The sequence below is a fragment of the Desulfoprunum sp. genome, from assembly GCF_053613775.1.
Map to the genome: position 1 here is coordinate 1,438,402 of NZ_JBSHXH010000004.1, position 13,960 is coordinate 1,452,361.

14 protein-coding genes are annotated in these 13,960 nt (G+C 56.9%); 1 reads left to right on the plus strand and 13 read right to left on the minus strand.

Going from position 1 to position 13,960, the window contains the following annotated elements:
* Positions 1 to 68: 68 nt before the first annotated feature.
* Complete coding sequence (locus ACWGKN_RS10530) at positions 69 to 863, plus strand: prepilin peptidase (RefSeq protein WP_035231079.1); 795 nt, start codon at positions 69 to 71, stop codon at positions 861 to 863.
* Here the strand turns inward: ACWGKN_RS10530 and ACWGKN_RS10535 are convergent.
* From ACWGKN_RS10535 to ACWGKN_RS10595, 13 genes are all read right to left on the minus strand, one after another.
* Positions 820 to 1,542: a hypothetical protein gene (locus tag ACWGKN_RS10535; RefSeq protein ID WP_452095166.1), complete on the minus strand. Its 723-nt coding sequence runs from the start codon at positions 1,540 to 1,542 to the stop codon at positions 820 to 822. The genes ACWGKN_RS10530 and ACWGKN_RS10535 overlap by 44 nt on opposite strands.
* A gap of 104 nt (positions 1,543 to 1,646) precedes the next feature.
* Positions 1,647 to 2,822, minus strand: coding sequence for a sulfate reduction electron transfer complex DsrMKJOP subunit DsrP (dsrP, locus tag ACWGKN_RS10540; RefSeq protein ID WP_035231083.1), 1,176 nt, complete (start codon positions 2,820 to 2,822; stop codon positions 1,647 to 1,649).
* Positions 2,823 to 2,829: 7 nt separating this feature from the next.
* On the minus strand, positions 2,830 to 3,654 hold the full coding sequence (gene dsrO / locus ACWGKN_RS10545) for a sulfate reduction electron transfer complex DsrMKJOP subunit DsrO (RefSeq protein WP_424253350.1): 825 nt from the start codon (positions 3,652 to 3,654) through the stop codon (positions 2,830 to 2,832).
* Positions 3,654 to 4,049 carry a sulfate reduction electron transfer complex DsrMKJOP subunit DsrJ gene (gene dsrJ, locus ACWGKN_RS10550; RefSeq protein ID WP_035231087.1) on the minus strand — a complete coding sequence of 132 codons (396 nt, stop codon included), beginning with the start codon at positions 4,047 to 4,049 and terminating at the stop codon, positions 3,654 to 3,656. Before dsrJ ends, dsrO begins: the two co-directional genes overlap by 1 nt.
* Before the next feature lie 28 nt (positions 4,050 to 4,077).
* Positions 4,078 to 5,706: a sulfate reduction electron transfer complex DsrMKJOP subunit DsrK gene (gene dsrK, locus ACWGKN_RS10555; protein ID WP_424253348.1), complete on the minus strand. Its 1,629-nt coding sequence runs from the start codon at positions 5,704 to 5,706 to the stop codon at positions 4,078 to 4,080.
* Positions 5,707 to 5,753: 47 nt separating this feature from the next.
* Positions 5,754 to 6,770 carry a sulfate reduction electron transfer complex DsrMKJOP subunit DsrM gene (dsrM, locus tag ACWGKN_RS10560; protein WP_452095167.1) on the minus strand — a complete coding sequence of 339 codons (1,017 nt, stop codon included), beginning with the start codon at positions 6,768 to 6,770 and terminating at the stop codon, positions 5,754 to 5,756.
* 65 nt (positions 6,771 to 6,835) lie between these two features.
* A complete protein-coding gene (locus ACWGKN_RS10565) occupies positions 6,836 to 7,378 on the minus strand; it encodes an RsbRD N-terminal domain-containing protein (protein ID WP_035231158.1) in 543 nt (180 codons plus the stop codon).
* 195 nt (positions 7,379 to 7,573) lie between these two features.
* A complete protein-coding gene (locus tag ACWGKN_RS10570) occupies positions 7,574 to 9,679 on the minus strand; it encodes a carboxy terminal-processing peptidase (protein WP_035231095.1) in 2,106 nt (701 codons plus the stop codon).
* Positions 9,680 to 9,868: 189 nt separating this feature from the next.
* On the minus strand, positions 9,869 to 10,369 hold the full coding sequence (locus ACWGKN_RS10575) for a hypothetical protein (protein ID WP_424253343.1): 501 nt from the start codon (positions 10,367 to 10,369) through the stop codon (positions 9,869 to 9,871).
* The gene (hemA, locus tag ACWGKN_RS10580) at positions 10,366 to 11,649 is read right to left on the minus strand and encodes a glutamyl-tRNA reductase (RefSeq protein ID WP_452095168.1); all 1,284 of its coding nucleotides are present in this window, start codon (positions 11,647 to 11,649) and stop codon (positions 10,366 to 10,368) included. The genes ACWGKN_RS10575 and hemA overlap by 4 nt, the downstream gene beginning before the upstream one ends.
* Complete coding sequence (gene ccsB / locus ACWGKN_RS10585; RefSeq protein WP_052160135.1) at positions 11,639 to 12,466, minus strand: c-type cytochrome biogenesis protein CcsB; 828 nt, start codon at positions 12,464 to 12,466, stop codon at positions 11,639 to 11,641. The genes hemA and ccsB overlap by 11 nt, the downstream gene beginning before the upstream one ends.
* Before the next feature lie 54 nt (positions 12,467 to 12,520).
* Positions 12,521 to 13,234, minus strand: a complete 714-nt coding sequence (locus tag ACWGKN_RS10590) for a precorrin-2 dehydrogenase/sirohydrochlorin ferrochelatase family protein (protein ID WP_035231098.1) — start codon at positions 13,232 to 13,234, stop codon at positions 12,521 to 12,523.
* Complete coding sequence (locus ACWGKN_RS10595) at positions 13,231 to 13,944, minus strand: class I SAM-dependent methyltransferase (protein ID WP_035231099.1); 714 nt, start codon at positions 13,942 to 13,944, stop codon at positions 13,231 to 13,233. Before ACWGKN_RS10595 ends, ACWGKN_RS10590 begins: the two co-directional genes overlap by 4 nt.
* Between the last annotated feature and the right edge of the window lie 16 nt (positions 13,945 to 13,960).

Sequence of the window (13,960 nt, forward strand, 5' to 3'; positions counted from 1 at the left end):
TGGATACATTGTTGTCCGGTATCAGCACATTTTATCAATTAACGACAGAACAAGGCCGGATTTCCTTGATGAATAGCGAACCTTTGATCCTGACCTTCGCCGCTCTCTTTGGCGCCATTGTCGGCAGCTTTCTCAACGTTGTGATTCTTCGCCTGCCGCATCCGGAAGAGTCGATTGTCTTTCCCGCCTCGCACTGCCCGAAATGTCAGGCCGGCCTCAGGTGGTACGAGAACATCCCACTCCTCAGCTATGTTTTCCTGGGAGGTCGGTGCAGCCACTGCCGGTGCCGAATTTCCCTGCAATATCCATCGGTGGAGGCGGCAATGGCGCTGCTTTCAACCGCCGTTGTCTATCGCTTCGGATTCACCATCACCGGCGGCGGTTTCTTTCTCTTCAGCGCCGCCCTGCTGGTGATCATATTCATCGATCTCCAGCATCAAATCATTCCTGACATGATCAGTCTGCCAGGGATCATGGCCGGCTTCATCCTGTCATTCTTCTCCCCCCTGATCTCCCGGCTGGATTCCCTGATCGGCATCCTTTGCGGCGGCGGGATTCTCTACGGTATCGCCCTGCTCTATTTCTTCCTGCGAAAACAAGAGGGCATGGGTGGCGGCGATATCAAGCTGCTGGCGATGATCGGTGCCTTCCTCGGCTGGCAGGCGCTGCCGTTCGTGATCTTTGCCAGCTCCCTGAGCGGCGCTCTCGTCGGCATCCTGGTGATGGTCATCGAGCGCCAGGAAGGTTTATCGACTCGAATCCCGTTTGGTCCCTTTCTCTCGCTTGCAGCATTGATGTATATGCTCTTCTCTCAGGAAATCAGCACACTTTACTTGAGCTATCTCGACGGCTCCCTTTTCTGAGAACTCCTTCAATCCTTGAATTCTCATCGATTTCCCCCTCCCGCAAGACTTCGGCAAGACGTGCTCCCAGGTCTCTTGCCTCTTCGATCTGCTGCGGGCTGTGTCCATATCTCGGACAATGCCGCTGAACCAACGACCGGCAGCCTCTGGGTATTTTCCCGGCAATCTTGATAAAGACCCCAATGGCACACCAGAGCCCTGGACAAGGATGGCGAAAGACCAGTGGAGGCATGACCCTGGCACCGCTCTTCACCATATATCTGCCCATCTCCCAGGCATGCAGGCGCCAATAGGTTCTGCAGGATATGAGGGGAAGGACGAGCTTGCCAGCCAGCAGTCCGGCAGAATAATGCTGGAGAAAATAGACCATCGGTCCGCTCAGGTGATATGACCATGTAGGTCCGGCACAGATAATAAGATCCCAGTTCGAAAGGCAATTTTTATCAGGTGGCGCTACCGCAACCGGGCGCATCAGAAAAGCAGCTACCATCATTTTAAACGCGCCGAAATAGGATCCGACTGGAAATGGCGGCGGTTCCAAGGGCTTCAACGGTTCGAACCGGACTTCGACTCCGCCTTCGTTCAGACCCTTGGCCAGGCTGTTCAACAGATTCCGGGTCTGACTGCTGAATGTATAAAAGAGAATCAGAACTCTCTTTTGCTCTACGAATGTTTTCACATCTGTCACATGGGCAGAATTTCTTGTTCGTAGGAATATATCCGAGACTGGAGCAAAAAAAAAGCCCCCGAAAATTCGGGGGCTTTTCTTTGGATGGAACCAGATTACGCTTCTATCTCGTGTTCAACACCGACTGCAATCTTATACAGCAGCGTCAGGATAAAAAAGCCGGTCGCCCAGATACCGAGGGTGATCCCCAGTTCATTGGCAGTTGGAATGTATTCGGTTACCTCATTCAGGGGATTGGGTACAAATCCGCCGAAGACGAAGCCGAGCCCCTTATCGGCCCAGAGAGAGAAGAAGATCAGCGCGGCGGCGGTACCGACCAGACGATAATCGAAGACCTTGGCGATCTTGATGTACGCCAATATACCCAGACCGGTGAAACTGAAGGCGGTTGCCGTCCACATGAAAGGAACGAGGTTGTTGTAGACATGGCCATCGTGTTCGAGACCGAAGAACAGGTATTCGAGACTGTGCATGTGTCCCGGCATCTCCGAATAGTAACCGACGAAGAATTCGAGCAGGAAAAAGAAGGTGTTGATGATCGCGGCATACATGATGATCGTGGTCAGCTTCTGGATCGCCTCCTTGCCGGCGTCGAAGTCAGCGAATTTACGCATGACCAGACAGGCGAGTACTATCAGGGAAGGACCGGCGGCGAAGGCCGAGGCCAGGAACCTGGGGGCGATGATCGCCGACAACCAGAAGTGCCGACCGGGCAGACCACAGTACAGCATGGCGGTGACCGTATGGATCGAAACGGCGAAGGGAATGGAGATGTACACGAAGATATATATCCACTTCGGCGGATGCACCTGTTTGCGCTCGGCGGTCAGGATGACCCAACCGCAGAGACAGTTGAGGATCAGATATCCCCAGAGCACGCACATATCCCAGAACAGCATGGAATGGGGAGTGGCGAAAAAGATGACATTGAGGCCACGGAGCGGCTGGCCGAGATCGGCCATGATGAACATCAGGCACATGATCAAGGCCGAAATGGCGAGGAACTCGCCGAGAATCGTAATCCGACCGAAGGCCTTGTAGTCATGCACATAGTAGGGCAGCACCAGCATCAGACCTCCCGCCGCGACTCCGACCAGAAAGGTGAACTGGGAAATGTACAGCCCCCAGGAAACGTCACGGCTCATGCCGGTCAGCCCCAGCCCGAACATGTACTGCCGTACATAACAGGCCGCCCCGATGGCAATGAAGGTGCCGAGCACCGCAAGCCACATCCAGTATGTTGATTTGCCTTTTAATACTTTCTCAATCATGACAACCTCACACTATGTAGTAGACTGACGGTTTGGTGCCGGCAGCAGGATTTCGCTGGATGGTAAATTCCTTGTCGAGAACTCTTCTGATCTCCGAATCAGGATCGTTGAGATCCCCGAAGACCATCGCCCCTGTGCCGCTGCAGGCCTCGACACAGGCGGGCTCAAGGCCCAGGGCCAGGCGTTCGCCGCAGAAGTTGCACTTCTCGACTACCCCGCGCATCCGGGTCGGGAAATCGGGATTGTAGTTGGTGATGAACGGTCGCGGATCCTGCCAGTTGAAACTTCGCGCCCCGTATGGGCAGGCAGCCATACAGAAACGGCAACCGATGCAGCGGTGGAAGTCCATCGCCACAATTCCATTCTCCGGTTGCACGAACGTCGCCTTGGTTGGGCAGGCCTTGACGCAGGACGGGTTGTCGCAGTGATTGCAGAGAACGGCAAACGGTTTGGTCTTGGCCATTTCCGACTTGTGGAGAACTTCCTGTTCCGGAAAGACATTGGCGTAGGGCGCCTTCCAGATCCATTTGATCTCGTTTTTGCGATCAGGAAAATGGGGAATGTTGTGGACTTTGTTGCAAGCGGCGATGGCCTGATCAAGCAGCATTGGCTGAACGGCAAATACACGCATGTCGATAACCATTCCCACACGAACCCCGGTTGAAGCCGCTTCGCCATGGACCCCGGTCTCGCCGGGGACCGGCGCCGCGTGCCCGGCTTCCTCGGAGGCGAAGGCGGTATGGGAGGTCAACTTCACTATCGCAGGTGCGCCTATGCCGGCAAGGGCGGCGGCTCCGGCGATCTTCAGAAATTTTCTTCTCGTATTATCCATTAGTGCGTCTCCTTCTTCGTTGCCGCCTCGGCGGGGGTCAGGTGGCAATCCCAGCAGGTGGGTGATACGGCGGCATAGGTGTGACAGGAGTCACAGAACTTCTCCTTGTCGGTATGACACTGCATGCACGCCAACTGCAGTCCCTTGCGGTATTCTTTGCCGCCAACCTTGATGTTGACCCGATCGTTGTCTCGGAGGACGGCATCACGCCACTCGTTCAGCAATTTCATATGATTATCTCTCATCTCACCGACAGGGGCGACACACTCCTTCTGGCCTACCGGGAGGTCAGGTTTCGGTACGGTGCCTGCATTCAGGCCGTTATACCAGAGCGGAAAGGTCACGAAGACGATGAAGATCACCAGTCCCGGTATGATTGTTCCTTTATTGTACATGTGCGACTCCTCTAATCCCGTTCGGGATTTAAAGCAAAGTTCTGAGGCCGTCATCCAACTCGCCTCGTGATTCACCCTCAAGCACAAGCGCATTGCCGACAAGCTCGGTGATACCACAGACCCTGACATCCGGGTTCCAGTAGTTCATCAGCGAGGTCAGTGTCGCCCTGTCGATCGCACAGACGCAGGAAAGCATGTTGACGTCATGTTTGTCATGCACGTATTTAACGGCATTGGCTCGAGGAAATCCCGAACGCATTCGCAGTTCCATGATCTCGTCGGTATTCAGACCCGTTCCTGAACCGCAGCAGAAGGTCTGCTCACGGATAGTGTTCTCAGGCATCTCCACCCAGTCGACAACATGGTCGAGGATATATCTCGGCTCGTCCATCAGCCCCATGGCCCGGGCCGGGTTGCAGGAGTCATGATAGGTCGCCTTGACATGGCTGTTGCGGCTCTTGTCGAGTTTCAGCTTGCCATGCTTGATCAGGTCAGCGGTAAACTCGCTGATATGGATCATCTTGGTGGAGGCCGCGTTGCTGAAGACAGTGCCGGTGATCGACGATTTCGGCACCTCGAGGAAATCGGCCGGACCGTTCATGGTGTCCATGTACTGATGCAGGACCCGCCACATATGGCCGCACTCGCCGCCGATGATGTATTTGACGCCCAGGCGTTTGGCCTCGGCGTACATCTTGGCGTTGAGCTTCTTCATCATTTCGTTGTTGGTGAACAGACCGAAGTTGCCGCCTTCCGAGGCATAGGTCGACCAGGTGTAATCGAGACCGATGGCCTCGAACAGGATCAGATACCCCATCGCGGTATAAAGCCCCGGTTCGGCGAAGACGTCGGCCGAGGGGGTGATGAAGAGGACCTCGGCGCCTTTGCGGTTGAAGGTCGGGGTGATCCGGACACCAGTCAGGTTCTCGATGTCATCGGTGAGGAAGTCGACGTTGTCCTTGAAGGTATGGGGTTGGAGTCCCATATGGTTTCCGGTCCTGTTCGAATTGGAGGCAGGCTCGAGAATCCAGTTGATGCCGATACCGACCAGGTGCAGCAATTCGCGCAGCATCATCGTCACCTCGGCGGTATCGATGCCGTACGGACAGAAAACGGAGCAGCGCCGGCACTCGGTGCACTGGTAGGAGTACATGAACCACTCCTTGAGCACGCCGACCGTCATCTCGCGGGCACCGGCCATCCGGCCGAGGGTCTTGCCGGCCAGAGTGAAGTCATTCCGATAGACCGACCGGAGCAGTTCAGCGCGCAGGACCGGCATGTTCTTTGGATCCCCGGTGCCGAGGAAGAAATGACATTTATCGGCACAGGCACCGCAACGGACACAGCAGTCCATGAATATCTTCAGTGAACGGAACTTGCCCAGGCGCTCCTTCAGGCCGTTGAGGACGATCTCCTTCCAGTTCTCGGGAAGTTTCCAGTCATCATCTTCCGGCGACCAGATGCGGGCGTTGGGAAAGGAAAGTCCGCTCTGGCTGTCGAGGTATTCGACCTTCTCTTTTTTTGCCGGATAGGCGTAATTGCCCTCCTTGAAATGTACCGGGATATCCATCCAGTCCCTGGTTGGTATCGCTCCAGTTGCCAAGGACGGTCCCTGCACTACGCTTTTCGATAATTGTTCTAATTTTGGCACTGCCATCGTTGTCTATTCCTTATAAGCTGGTTGTGGGTCTCAACTGTTAGGCTTCAATCTTTTTGCGCTGGCAACTCTTTCTCGACCGGGATGCCCGCATCGACCATGAACTCGCGGAATTCATCCTCATATTCGGCATACGAATGGGGTTTGATATCCGGATTCCAGGGGTTGATATGACGTACCGCCCGGCTGTTGTTCTTCATGTTGCGAGTGGGGCTGAGGAATACACCCCCCAGATGCATCAACTTGCTGAATGGGAAATAGACGAGCAGGGTGGCGACGAGAAAGACATGGATATAGAAAATTGCGCCTATGTCGCTGCTGATGACCGGGGAAAAGGTCACAAGACCCACCGCCAGCTGCTTGATGGCGACGATATCGATACCGTCGCGCAGGAAATGGCGCATCAGGGCGCCGGTCACACCGATGGAAAAAATGAGGACGAGCGGGAAATAGTCGTTCATAAGAGAGATGTAACGCACATGCCGGTTGACCAGACGCCGGGAGAACAGCAGTGCCGCACCACCGATCAATCCGGCGGTGGTCATGTACATGCTCGGCACCCCGATCTCGAACATGCTGTCGGCCCAATCGAGAAAAGCGATAACTTCGGGCACGGGATTGAGGAAGAGGCGCATGTGCCTGATCACCACGATCAGGAAGGAATAATGAAAAATGATCCCGAACAGCCACAACCATTTGGACGATTCGTAGGTGATTCTCGGTCCGTCATGGATCTCCGACTTGGTGTTGCGGAACAGAGAACGGAAGGTGAGGATCTCGAGCAGCATCCGGGCGACGACCTCGGCGGTGGTATCCGGGGCCTCGAGCCGGTTGTGCTTGATGAACTCCAGCGATTTCCCCTGGCCGCAGGTGGTCTGGATGGGGAAGGGAACAGGCGACTTGGCCCATTGCACCACCCTGTAGACAAATCCACCCAGGAAGATCGCGATGGCCACATAGGGGACAAAGACACCAAAAAAGTATGGCATTCCCGCTATCTTGGATCCTACCCCGGCAATCAGAATGAGCACAATGACTGCCAGAAATGAGAAGGCGTACTTCATTTCTTACCTCACTTCAAAATGAACTGTTATTGGGCCACCGGACCGATGCAATCAGCCGGGACCAGTTAAATACTCTCGACCTTTGGAATGGAATCCTGAAGTTTATTTTTCTGCACCGCTGACGGGCATTTACTGTCTGTAAGGATATGAGTGCCCGTCTTGATCTCCTGTATCCGGGTCTGATACAGCCGCTCTCTGCACTGCATGTAGATATCGAAGGCAGCCAGGATCGCGAGATCCACCGCAAACTCAAAATCATAGAGTTCGGAAACCAGATGGCGACGCTCTTTGTCGGCAGCCAGTATTTCTCTGGTAATGTGCTTGACGGCGTTCAGTGGGGCTACAGCCTGTGATGGGGAAAATTCCTGGATCGAGCGGATTTTCAGAATCTGCTCAAGGGGCGGAATCATCTCTTCGGTTCCAGCCCCCTTGACAAGAAGGGAGAACAGCTTTTTCAGGGCCTCGCGAATATTGCCGCCAACGGGATTGGCAAATATATCCCGCTCCTTTTTAAAGAAACTGGAAGACTGGTATGTCGACAGAGTGTAGTCGACCCATCGGTCAACAATCTTGTCCTTATAGTTCCTGAACGCTTCAGCGAGGTCCATCCGCCAACCGCCTTGAATCATTTAATTTCAATATCATCAACATGTTATCCACCACCCTCGGCAAATGAATGACCATTCATAAAAGCGGATTTCTAGCATCTTTCCATTTCTTTTTCAAGGATATTTTACTGCCGCCCAGGCCGCCGGAATCGGTATCCACCGAGGTTGTCTCGTCCCAATCGCCTGCCATGTCGTTCAGGTCATATCGGCAAGGATCAATTCAGCCTCCTGGATATAGGGGTCTTCCCGCACTTCCTCCAGCCACGCGGCGCCGCTTGGCTGCACATCTTCCTCGTCCTCCGCGGTCTCGCCGTCAGCCTGGCCCTCATCCCCGAAGAGACCGAACTGCTTGCCGACCTTTTCCCTGGCCAGCCGGGCCTCCTCCTGTTTTTTCCTCATGTCGTCGATATCGAGCGAGATGACGGAGTTTTCCACCTGTTCCTGCACCCGGACGATTTCATCCTGGATAGCCTTGAACTTCTCGTTCCTGGCAACACGCTGGGTGCTGGCTGTACGGATGGCATCGATCTTGGCCGGAGAGACCGCCTGGGACGGCGTAAAGGTGACCGGGTCGATACTGCTCCACGGCATCGAGTATTCGAGGAAACGCTCCCCCGATTTGAGACTTTCCAGGATGCTCGGCAGGACAATATCGGGTTCCATCCCTTTATATTGGGTCGATCCCCCGGTAATCCGGTAAAATTTCTGGATCGTCACCTTCAACGCGCCGAGGTTGTCGTCTTTGTTGAAATGCAGCAACGAAACATTGTCATTGAGATCGATGACGGTCTGGACGGTCCCCTTGCCGTGGGTGGTCGGGCCGCCGACGACGACCGCCCGGTGATAATCCTGGAGCGCGGCGGCGACGATCTCCGAGGCGGAGGCGGAAAACACATTGACCAGGACCACCAGCGGCCCGGCATACACCATCTCCGGGTCTTCATCGTTCAACACCCGGATCGAACCGTTACTGTTTTTGACCTGGACCACCGGTCCGGAGGAAAGGAAGAGCCCGGCGATGTCGACGGCGTCGACCAGGGCCCCGCCGCCGTTATTGCGGAGATCGAGGACAATGCCATCGACCCCCTGTTGTTTTAACGCCAGCACCTCCTTGCGGGTATCGTCGGTCGAGTTCCTGGCGTTTTCGCCATTGCTGGTCTTCTCGAAGTCGCGGTAGAAACTGGGGATATGGATGAGGCCGATCTTGCGGCCGTCGATATTTTTCAGCACCGTGCTCTTGACGAAGGTCTCCTCGATCTGGACGACGTCACGGATGATGGGGATGATTTCCTTCGACCCGTCGGCCTTCCGCACCGTCAGCCGAACCTCGCTGCCCTTGGGACCGCGGATCAGGCGCACCGCATCGCGCAGCCGCATGTCGGTGATATCGACCGGCTCTTCCGCCCCCTGGGCAACCTGGAGGATGATATCCTTCATCTGCAGACGGCCCTGCCTGGCCGAGGCGCTGCCCGGGATTATCTCCTTGACCGTGATATAACCGTCGTCCTCTTCCAGCAGGGCGCCGATACCCTCGAGACTGCCCCGCATACTGATATCGAACTGTTCTTTACCGGCCGGCGGAATGTAGTTGGTGTGCGGATCGAAGGCCCGGGCAACGGCGTTGAAGTAGCGGTCGTAATGATCCTGCCGCGTCTCCTGCCGCAGGCGGCGGAAAATCTCCTTATACCGCTTGGCAACCTTTGACCTCGCCTCCTGCAGCAGCACCTCCGAAGATTTTTTCTCCTTGGCCTTGTTCGCATCGTCCTCGAGTTCCAGGTACCTGGTGATGATCTCGGATTTGAGGATCTTTCGCCACCGGTCCTGCAGGGACTGCAGGTCTTTGGCGAACGCCAGTTTTTTCGGATCGGTCTCGAGGGTTTCGGCGACATTGAAATCAATGCCCGCCGCCAGGATGGCCTCGACCATCTTCTCGGCCTGGTCGATTCGTTCGCCCAGGATATCCATACCGGCATCCGGCAGGGGATTGTTGCCCTGCACCAGGTTGTCATCGATGTAGGAAGCGAAGGCCTTGAGCTGATCGACATCCTTCTGCAGCAGGAATCTCTTCTGGGAATCGAGCTGGTTGAGGTAGAGGGTGAACGCCGCCTGCGCCAGCCCATCGTCCATGGCTTTGTCGCTGAGGTGAACGGTCGGCAGCTGCTTGGCCAGCATGTAACCGATGAGCCGGTTCCGTTTCAGAAAATCGGCTGGGGACCGGCTGTCGGCACTTTCCCCGAAACCGGACGGGGGGCAGTTCAACAGCAGCAGGAGGGCGAGAACAAGTTGAGTGAGATGTTTCATGTCATTCAGTAATGAAGAGGAAAACGTATTTCAGGCGCAAAGTCTGACTCTTAACCTAAAAAGACATACCAAAAGCGTGCCGTAAATACTATGACAAAGAGAGAGAAGAGTGCGTATTTCAGCAGGATTGAGTACAGCGCGTGCAGGTTTACAGCCGATCACCCCTGGTTTGTCAGGGCAAGGTGAAAATCATTCCTCCGGGCACAGACGACGCATGGATACCGGCAACGAATCCCTGACGAGGCCGATGCGGCAGGCAAAATCATTGAGTTCGGCGAAGGTGCAGTTGATGCTGGATTTCCGGCCGCCCCCGGCCACCTCCGCCGACTCGGCGACGAGGAAGATCAGCAGGGCCGCCGCCACCTCCCTGCAGAAATCCTGCATGTCGAGGCCATGACGGCGGCAGAAGGACTCGAATCTCCGGTAGTTGATGATCGACCGGGCCAATCCCCGGTATATTGAGGTGTCGCGGTTATCAAGTTGCAGGTCGCGCAGGACGATCTCCCGGTAACGCACCCGAGCCGCGTCCAGCAGCCTCCCCCACTGATCCGGCGACAGGTACAGCCGAGGCCCGTCCTCCGCCTCGGTCAGATAATGCCGGGCGGCATACAGGGCGATCTCCGGGATCTCGCCGGAATGACGCACCACAAACCATTCGTTGTCGAGATGGTCCTCAACACAGAGGTTCATTCCTCGTCTCCGCCGAGACCGAAGATCGTCCGGACCGTATCGATCTTGGCCTCACTGTTGTCCCGCCCGCCACAGGATCCACTCTTGAGATAGGCAAGGGGAGCATGCAGTATCTTTGCGGTAATGGCCGACAGCATCACCTCGATGGAGTGCCTCTCCTCCTCGGACAGGCCGGCCAGGCGCGGCAGGGTCTTGTCCAGTTCGGCCCGGCATATCCCGTCCGCTTTCTGGCGCAGGGCCAGGATCGTCGGGGTGAGGGTCATCCCCTCCATCCACCGTCCGAAACCGAGCGTCATCTCGTCGACTATCCTCGCCGCCTTGACCGCCTCGCGTTCCCTGCCGGTGCGGTTCATCTCGACGACACTGCTGAGATCGTCAATATCATAGAGGTAGACGTTTTCCAGGTCGTTGAGGTCGGGATCGAGATCACGCGGCACCGCGATGTCGATGAAGAACAGGGGCCTGTTCCGCCGGACCCGCATCACCGGCCGGACTTCGCCCTGGCGCAGGATGATGGTCGGCGCCCCGGTCGAACTGATGATGATGTCCACCTGCTCGAGCTGGCCCATCAGTTCATCGAAGGATACGGCCCGGCCACGGAATCGCTTGGCCAGTTCCACCGCCCGGGCCAGGGTCCGGTTGGCGACGACGACTTCGGCCACGCCCTGGCCGACGAGATGCTCGGCCGCCAGCTCCGCCATTTCCCCGGCGCCGATGAGCAGCACCTTCTTACCCCTGATATCGCCGAAAATCTTTTTCGCCAGTTGTACCGCGGCGTAGCTGATCGAGACGGCGGAGGAGCCGATCGCCGTCTCGGTCCTGACCCGTTTGGCCACCGAAAACGACTTGTGCAGCAGACGGTTGAGCAGCGGCCCGGTGCAGCCGAACTGCGAGGCATAGCGGTAGGCTTCCTTCAGCTGGCCGAGAATCTGGGCCTCCCCGACAATCATCGAATCGAGACTGGCGGCAACCATGAAGAGATGGTGCACCGCGTCCCGGTCGTAATAGATGTACAGGTATTGACGACACTGCTCCTTGGCGATCCGGTCGCCGAACAGAAAAGAGAGGATACTGTCGATCAGTTGATCGCTCGGTTCGGCCACCAGCAGCAGTTCCACCCGATTGCAGGTCGACAGCAGATAGCATTCCCGTATCGTCCCGATCTGCTTCAGGGCGGTCAGCGGCTGTTCGTAGCCGTCCGACAGGGCCATCCGCTCGCGGACCTCCACCGGGGTCGTCTTGTGGTTCACCCCGAGGAGTATGATGCGTTCACCTGGCATAGCTGTGCACCCCGCCAAGCAGATAACTCACCCCCCACAGCGTGAAGGCGACGGCGAGAAACCCGGAGATGGCCATGATCGCCGCCCGCTTTCCCCGCCAACCGGCGGTGAACCGCTGATGAATCTGGATCAGGTAGATAAACCAGGTGATCAGCGACCAGGTCTCCTTCGGATCCCATTGCCAGTAGGTTCCCCAGGCCTGTCGGGCCCAGATCGAGCCGCTGACGATGCCTAAAGAGAGAAAGACGAAGCCGACGGTGAGACAATGGCTGTTCAGCTGGTCCAGCGCCTCGAGAGAGGGCAGACGGGGGAAAAAGTAGCCGAATCGCTTGCTCTTCAATTCCCGTTCCTGGAGGAGATACATCAGTCCGCCGCAGAAGGCCAAGGAGAGAAAGCCGTAGCCGAAGAGCGAAACCCCGGCGTGCACAGGGAGCCACCAGCTCTGCAGGGCCGGTACGAGTTCGCTGATCTCCCTTGATGCCAGGGACGACAGTACCAGAAGAAACATGATCAACAGGGAGACAAAGGCCCCGAAATTCTTGACCGTATAGCGCCACCGAAACGACAGGTAGGCCCAGGTCGTGGCCCAGGCAAAAACAACAACGGTTTCATGTTGCGAGGTGATCGGGGCATGACCGACAAGGTAGTACCGCGAGAGAATGTACAGGGTCTGCAGGACCCCTGACGAGACCAGAAGCACTCTCGCCACATTGCGCACCCTGCTTTTCTGACTGACGAAAAAGACACAGTAGGCGGAACAGGCCAGAAAGGTGACAAACACAACAGTCTGGAAAAGCAGATAGCTGATTTCGCTCATGTCATCCCCGATACAAGGGTGTCGTCAGAGGATACATACCGCCCGATCCCCGATTTACAAGGAGTACTCTGTGTTCGCTCGCCCAATGGTCTCGACCAGGGCCAGTACCACGGGTTCCGGGTCGAGATGCGGGGGCAGCGCCTTCTTCAACGCCCCGGCCAGACCATCCCAATCCGCCTCCCGGATATGTCCGACGAGGTCGAGTTCCATGATGTCCCGAAAAATGATCGCATGGTTGGCCGCATCACCGCCTCCGCTCATCACCAGCAATCTCAACCGGCCCAGGAGATCGACGATCACCCCGTATTCCCAGCCGAACTCCGCTTCGAGTCGTTCCCGGATCCGCCTGGAAAACGCCGGACTCGCGCCACCGGTTGATACAGTAATCAGCAAATCGCCGCGCTTCAACTGTGAAGGCACCTGGAAATCGCAGGCCGACGGGTCATCCGTGCTGTTGAGCAGGACCCGGGCGGCGCCAGCGTCACCGGCAACCTGACGCTGCACTTCAGGCCGATTCGTCGCGGCAATGACGAGAAAGGCTCCGTCCAGGTCCCCGGTACGATAGGGACGCTGCAGCCATTCTATCCTGCCGGTCTGAGCCAGTCGCCGCAGCGGTGGCGCCGCCGTGGGACTGATGACCTTGATTTCACCGCCGCCAATCAGCAGGGCCTCGACCTTGCGGACCGCGACCGGTCCGCCGCCGACGACGAGACAGAGTCGTCCGGCGATCTTCAGGTTGACGGGATAGAGGGGGGTCGAGCCGCTCATGCGTTTCCTCTCGCCCCGCTTCCTTTTCTGACCAGACGATTGACGATAATCGAGACCGGGTTGCCGTCCTTGATGTAATTCTGTCGGGCGACACCGATGTCGTAGTCCTTTTCCGCCAGCTTGAGGAATTTCGGCAGGCTCTGGCGCCGGGCGTCATGGGCCAGATAGATGACACCCTCAGGCTTGAGATAGGCGGCGAAGACCCGCAGCAGCGGGGCGAAAAATTCCTCCCGGAACAGGATCTCGGCCCCGGCGAGGACATCGAAGGCGGGAAGTTGCGGCGGATTCAGCCAGTCGAGAAGGGTCAGCTTGACGTCGCCGAGGCCGGAGGCGGCGGCGCTGACCTGCTGGAAGTCCCTGATGATCTCCTCGTAGTCGCTGATGGTGACGTCGAAGCCCGATGCCGCGGCAGCCAGACCAGGCGCGCCAAGGCCGGCGCCCAGTTCCAGGAGGGTACGGCCCTCCCGCCCGGGAATTTTGGTCAACACATAGGAGAGGATGATCGCGGCATCCCAGAGCTTGACCCAGAACGGAAACTGCGTCACATCGGCGAAGGGATCGCGATCACCGATTATTTCCCCCAGATCGGCGACCTTGAGCAGGCGGATAGTGGTATCGCCGATCTTCAGACTGTCGAAGGTCAGCGAGTATTTCTGCCGCAGACGATTATATATCTGTCGCTCCCGCTCAGGGAGGGTCCTGATATCCATTGGTTCTCCTTTCGGT